Here is a 6,225-nt window from a genome sequence, read left to right on the forward strand (position 1 = left end):
GGGCGGGGGCGGCGGGCTGGGCGGCGGCGCGGGCCATCAGGACGGCGGTGATGGCCGCCAGCTCCTCGGGGTCGGCGTGACCCTTCTCGACGCGCAGGACGGACTCGGCGGACGTCAGGCTCATGGTGGGGTGTCTCCGTCTTCTCGGCAGGATGTCGTGGACCGTGCGGCGGATCGCGCCGCTGCGGAGGTGACTACTGCGGGGGGTTGCCGTGCTTGCGGGACGGCAGGTCGGCGTGCTTGTTGCGGAGCATGGCGAGCGAGGCGATGAGCACCTCGCGGGTCTCGGCGGGGTCGATGACGTCGTCGACGAGACCGCGCTCGGCCGCGTAGTAGGGGTGCATCAGCTCGGCCTTGTACTCCTTGACCATGCGGGTGCGCATGGCCTCGGGGTCCTCGGCGTCGGCGATCTGCCGGCGGAAGATGACGTTGGCCGCGCCCTCGGCGCCCATCACCGCGATCTCGTTGGTGGGCCAGGCGTAGGTGAGGTCGGCCCCGATGGACTGGGAGTCCATGACGATGTACGCGCCTCCGTAGGCCTTCCGCAGGATCAGCGAGATCCGCGGCACGGTGGCGTTGCAGTAGGCGTAGAGCAGCTTCGCTCCGTGGCGGATGATCCCACCGTGCTCCTGGTCCACGCCCGGCAGGAAGCCGGGGACGTCCAGAAGAGTGATGATCGGGATGTTGAAGGCGTCGCACATCTGGACGAACCGTGCGGCCTTCTCGGAGGCCTCGATGTCCAGCACGCCCGCCAGCGCCTGCGGCTGGTTGGCGACGATGCCGACGACCTGGCCGTCCAGGCGGGCCATCGCGCAGATGATGTTGCGGGCCCAGCGCTCGTGGATCTCCAGGTAGTCGCCGTCGTCGACGAGCTCCTCGATCACCTTGTGCATGTCGTACGGGCGGTTGCCGTCGGCCGGGACGAGGTCCAGCAGGACGTCGCCGCGCCGGTCGGCGGGGTCGTCGCTCTCCACCGTCGGCGGGTTCTCGCGGTTGTTGGAGGGCAGCATCCCGATGAGGTAGCGGACCTCGGCGATGCAGGTCTCCTCGTCGTCGTACGCGAAGTGCGCGACGCCCGAGGTCTCGGCGTGCACGTCCGCGCCGCCGAGTCCGTTCTGGGTGATCTCCTCGCCGGTGACCGCCTTCACGACGTCCGGTCCGGTGATGAACATCTGCGAGGTCTCACGGACCATGAACACGAAGTCGGTCAGCGCGGGGCTGTAGGCGGCGCCGCCCGCGCACGGGCCGAGCATCACGCTGATCTGCGGGATCACACCGGACGCCCGGGTGTTGCGTTGGAAGATGCCGCCGTAGCCCGCGAGCGCCGAGACACCTTCCTGGATGCGGGCCCCGGCGCCGTCGTTCAGCGACACCAGCGGAGCACCGGCCGAGATGGCCATGTCCATGATCTTGTGGATCTTCGTGGCGTGCGCCTCGCCCAGCGCGCCGCCGAAGATCCGGAAGTCGTGCGCGTAGACGAAGACCGTGCGGCCCTCGACCGTGCCCCAGCCGGTGATGACACCGTCGGTGTACGGCTTCTTCGCCTCCAGGCCGAAACCGGTCGCCCGGTGCCGGCGCAGCTGCTCGACCTCCTTGAACGAACCCGGGTCCAGCAGCAGCTCGATCCGCTCCCGCGCGGTCAGCTTCCCCTTGGCGTGCTGCGCCTCGGTCGCCCGCTCGCTCGGTCCGCGCCGTGCCTGCTCGCGCAGGGCCAGCAGTTCGGCCACCCGGCCTCGGGCGTCGTTCGGCCGGCCCTGGGTTTCGTCCACAACGGTCATGTACTGACCCTACGAACACCGACCCAGAAATCGTGCCGTCGACTCTGTACAGTCTCCTGCCCGGTTTCGTGGTGGGAGTGAACAGAACCACGTCGCCGCGCACGCGATCCACCAGCGAAACGCCGCTTTCGGTTGTGAGGACCCCACAAGAGGGGGTGTGCCGTGGGCCACATGCCTCTGAGGGGGCCCGCACGGGCCCCCTCAGTATGGCGCGGCACATCACCCCTGCCGTCCACCGCGCCCGGGAAGCCGGGCGGAGGGCGGTCAGCCTCCGCAGTGGAAGCGGGCATCGCCCCAGTCGGCGTGGTCGTTGCCGTTGCCGTCGCCGCCGTCCTGGACGACCAGCTCGACGTACTTCGCGCCGGTGACGTCCGCGGTGAGCTTCCAGGCGGGGTCGGCCGCACCCAGCACCGGTGACGTCACCTTCTCCGTGCCGTCGGCGGTGACCGAGAACCGCACACTGCCCCGGGTGGCCTGGACGTCGTCCACACCCACATCGGCGGTGAAGGAGGTGCACTTCCCGCCCAGGTAGTAGCGGATCTTCGCCGGGGCGTGCGTGCCCAGACCCTTGGCGTAGGCGACGCCGCCGATCTTCAGGGGGCTGCCGTCACCGGCCCCGGACTCGCCGTTGGAGCGGTCGCGCTCGACCGGGCCCCAGCCGTTCTGCGAGGCGGTCCAGTCGAGGTCGCCGGCCCAGCTGTCCGTGGTGGGCGGCGGCGGGAGCGTCCGGACGGAGGTTCCCGCGCCGAGCGCCCTGGCCGCTCCCCCGACGGTGTACGTGGCCTTCGCGTCCAGCGTGTACGTGTCGTAGGGGGCGTCGACCGGCGGGGTGACCCGCCAGCTGCCGGTGGCCTTCGCGCCCGGGGCGACCGAGTCGAAGGCGACCGTGCCCACGGGTTCGGCCTTCCAGCCCTCGGGCACGGACAGCGCGAGCTCCACGCCGGTGGCGGCGCTCGCCTCGTCGTTGCCGAAGACCGCCTTCACCGTGTTCGGGGCTCCCGGCTCCAGGGTCTCGGCGTCGGCGGCCACGTCGAGGGTGCCGCAGACGGCCTCCTGCCCGGCGGGGGCCGGTCCGAGGTCGGTGACGGTGAAGCCGTCGAGCACGAAGTCCGCGCCCTCGGGTGCCCCGGGCAGCTTGCGCAGCCCGGTCCAGGTGTCGCCGCAGCCCGCGGTGAGCGTCCGGCTGAACGTCCCGGTGGTGCGTTGCCGGCCGATCGGGGTGGCCCGGGTCTCGGTCGAGGCGGCCGTGCCGTCGGCGACCCGGTCGTAGCCCTCCACCCAGCTGTACGCCCCGGCGTGGCTGGACTGGTAGTCGAACGCGACCTCGTACCGGCGTCCGTCCTTCATCGGGACGGTCCAGGGGGCGGTGCGGTAGACGAGCCCGGTGTTCTCCTCGTGTGCCTTGAGGGACTCCTTCCCGCCGAGCACGTCGTCGATCAGCTTCCCGTTCCAGCCGGACTGGGTGTACGGGGCGTGCAGCTGCGAAATGCTGGTGCGGGGGTCGGTGGAGCCGCCCGCGTCGCCCTTGAGGAAGGGGCCCCAGCCCTGGTCGACGGCCTCGAAGTCCTCGTACGCCACCGTACCGGTGCGGGTCGCGGGGGCGTTCTCGACGATCCGTACGTCATCGGCGCGGACCTTCGCCGTGGAGCCCGCCGCCGCCTCGACGCGCAGGGTGGTGCGACCGTTCGCGGGGGCGGTGAAGTTGACCTTGGCGCGCTGGAAGTAGGTGCCGTGCCAGTCGGAGGCGGCGACGTGGTCCTTCGCCGTGGAGCGCTCGACGGCGACCGACTTCCCGCCGGCGCCGAGGGTCGTGCGCCGGCTCGCGCCGGGCTCGACCTCGATCAGGGCGGAGGCGGTGTAACGCTTGCCGGGCTTCAGTCCGGTGACGCTCTGGGAGAGCGCAGCCGGGCCCGAGCCGGAGAGTTCGGCGCTGTTGCGGCCCTGCTCGTCGGTGTCGCGGACGGCGGTGCCGGTCTTCGTCCAGCCCTTCAGATCACGGTCGTTGAAGCCGGGGTCCTTCAGTCCGGTCCCCTTTCCCCAGGCGGCCTCCGGCTCCTTCGGCGCACGGTCGGGGTAGAGGACGTAGGCCTGTCCGGCGGCGGCGGTGAGGGTGATTCTCCCGCTCTCCGGGCGAACGGTGGCGACCTTCTTCCGGCCGTTGTCGGACAGCTCGTAGACGGTGTACGGACCCTTGCCGGGCACCTCCCAACTGCTGGTGGCACCGGTCTCGCTGTAGTGGTAGAGCTTCTTGCCGCCGTCCCACGGCAGCAGGTAGTCGGTGCCGCTGAGCACCTTGCGGCCCTGGTCGTAGAAGGTCCGCTTGCCGTCCTCGACCGTGCCGCGCACCCCGCCGGTGAAGGTGATGTCGTTGCCGTCCCAGCGGGTGATCCGCTGCTGCTGGAGGTACTTCGCGGGCAGGTTCTTCTGCCAGATGTTGGCGGTGAAGGCGTTCCAGTCGGTCTCGCCGGTCCAGCCCTCGAAGTCCTCCAGGGCACTCTGGCCGAGGACCGGGTGGTTGTTCCAGATGTCCTTCTCGCCGTTGCGGATGAACCGGATGATCTGCGAGTTCAGGCCCTTGTTTGTGGCCCCGCCGTAGTTGAGGTCATTCGCCCAGTGCGACCAGAGCGAGGCGCGCTCGAACTTGTCGGCCCACTCGGTGCCGACGGTCCAGCCCTGCTTCTGGACGGCCTGGATCGTCTTGTCGGCGATCCAGCCGTGGCTGTAGTAGACGTCGATGTAGAGGAAGTCGAGGTTCTCGTCGGTCTCGTCGCGCAGTTGCCGGAAGCGCTTTTCCAGGTCGCCGCTGTTGATGTCGCGGCGCTGGTCGATGTAGTAGCTCTGGTTGAGCCAGTTCCAGCCGGGCTTCGTCTTGTCGACGAGCTGCTCGGAGAAGGCGTTGGCCTCCGGGTAGGACTCGGTGGCGTTCACGTGGACGCCGAAGTCGGCGCCCCACTTCTCGCCGTCCTTGAGCAGGGTGTTGAGGTCCTTCAGCCCGCCGGCCCGCTTGTTGTAGTTGCCGCCGTAGTCCGGGTGGGCGGAGTCGTGGCCCTCGGAGCCGTATCCCTTGAGGACGGCGAGCTGGCCGAGGCCGTCGGTGGTTTTCGAGATCCGCTTGACGTCGTCGAGGGTGCGCAGGAACGGGTGGGTGGCCTGGCTGGCGAAGTTGAACGGGATGTGGGTGACGACCCGCTTCGCGGTGTCCTCGCTGCCCGGCGCGGTGACGCCGATGGTGCGGAAGGCGACGGCCCCGTCCTGCCAGTCGACGGCCTTGTCGCCGTTGGCGTCGGGGGTGACGACGACCTTGGCCCACGGCAGGTTCTCGCCGCTCTCGGGCTTCGGCGCGCCCTCGCCCCGGTAGGTCCACTGGCCGGACCAGACGCCGACCCGGACGCCGCCGCCCTCCTCGGCGCGTGCCTGGTGCCAGAAGCGGGCGTCGTCGCCGCCGGTGGCCCCGGCGGGCTTGTCGTACGAGGAGTTGGACTCGATCGCCGCGGCGAGCGAGCCGGTGTTGAGGATCGCGTAACTGGCCCCGACGGGAGCGGAGTCGGGCTTCGTCTCCCCGGTGACCTTGCCGAAGACGTCGGCGGTGCGGGTGGAGTCCGGGTCGAGCTTCGTGAACGCCGTTGCGGCCCCGGCCTCGGCGGAGCCGACGGAGATCAGGTCGTGGCCCGGGATGTCGATCGTGCCCACCCGGAAGGCCTCGGTGTCGCGGACGGCGGTCACCCTGAACGTGGTGGCCCGCCCGGAGACGGTGAGCGAGGCGTCGATCTCGACGCCCGGCAGGGACTCGAAGGCGAGCGTGTAGCGGGCGGTGGCGCGGGTGATCTTCGGCTTGCCCTTGAGCTTCACCGGACGGGCGGTCCCGTTGAGGGTGACGTCGGTGACCGGCCGGGTGGAGCCGAGCAGGTGCTCGCCGCTCGCCCGGTCGGTGTACGACAGGACGCGCGGGAAGTCGTCGGCGACGGCGACGGCGAGCCGGTCGGATCCGATGACGGCGGATCCGGCGGACTCCGCCGCCCCGGCCGGGGCGGGGGACGGATCGGCGGCTGCGGCGGGGAGGACGGTCCCCACGAGCGCCAGGACGGCTGCTGAGGCCGCGGCGACCAGGCCGGGGCGAGGGAATCTTGGCGACATGGCCCCTGAGTAGTCGCCGTGTCCGGACATCGTCAACGAACTTCGGCTCCGGGGGCCGACTCCGTCCAACAACCCCGGTGCGTTAGTCCAAGTCAGGGCGGTGCGGGTCCGGCCGGGGCCTCGTTCACCTCTTGGCCGCCGGCGTCCCCGGGAGGTCACGGTTCGCACCCGCTCGGTTCCGGCAAGTACCGCTTCGGGGCGTCGAGTTGTGAAGACTCGGCATTTTTGAGAGCGCTCTCAGTCACAAGTCTTGACGCTCGTTCCGGGCCTCGCGAGAGTGGTGCGCACCGCAGGCACCCCCACGGTCCCGCAC

At 70.5% G+C, this 6,225-nt stretch carries 3 protein-coding genes; all 3 read right to left on the bottom strand.

Annotation, left to right across the window (positions count from 1 at the left end; all coding sequences use genetic code 11):
- Positions 1 to 124: acyl-CoA carboxylase subunit epsilon (locus HET64_RS35110; protein WP_215111294.1), on the bottom strand; the 124-nt coding region annotated here is incomplete at its 3' end.
- A gap of 70 nt (positions 125 to 194) precedes the next feature.
- Positions 195 to 1,778, bottom strand: a complete 1,584-nt coding sequence (locus HET64_RS35115; RefSeq protein ID WP_215111292.1) for an acyl-CoA carboxylase subunit beta — start codon at positions 1,776 to 1,778, stop codon at positions 195 to 197.
- Between the two features lie 264 nt (positions 1,779 to 2,042).
- Positions 2,043 to 5,912 (bottom strand): endo-alpha-N-acetylgalactosaminidase family protein, encoded by a 3,870-nt coding sequence (locus HET64_RS35120; protein ID WP_215111293.1) that lies wholly within the window; start codon positions 5,910 to 5,912, stop codon positions 2,043 to 2,045.
- Positions 5,913 to 6,225: the final 313 nt, after the last annotated feature.

It is taken from the genome of Streptomyces sp. McG3, assembly GCF_018619185.1.
Taxonomy (GTDB): domain Bacteria; phylum Actinomycetota; class Actinomycetes; order Streptomycetales; family Streptomycetaceae; genus Streptomyces.